At 41.5% G+C, this 284-nt stretch carries 1 protein-coding gene; it reads left to right on the top strand.

Annotated features, from left to right (window positions below):
- On the top strand, positions 1-284 hold a 284-nt coding region (locus Q0893_RS19530; RefSeq protein WP_299278974.1), incomplete at both ends, for a hypothetical protein.

The raw sequence follows: 284 nt of genomic DNA, 5'->3' as shown, positions 1-284 counted from the left end.
ACTGAATGTTATGAAACAGCAACCTTTAACAATACAACGTGTTCTTGGGATGTAACTGGTAGTCAACCAGCAGAACCTGCAACAGAATGTTATGAGACTGCAACGTTTAACAATACGACTTGTTCGTGGGATGTAACTGGTAGTCAGCCTGCAGAACCAACAACTGAATGTTATGAGACGGCAACCTTTAATAATGCGACTTGTTCATGGGATGTAACTGGTAGTCAGCCTGCAGAACCTGCAACAGAATGTTATGAGACTGCAACCTTTAATAATACAACGTG

Origin of the sequence: uncultured Psychroserpens sp. (assembly GCF_947494225.1) — a bacterium.
Lineage (GTDB): Bacteria > Bacteroidota > Bacteroidia > Flavobacteriales > Flavobacteriaceae > Psychroserpens.
Note: the sequence above shows the minus strand (reverse complement) of the source record. Positions and strands in the feature narration are given on the sequence as shown.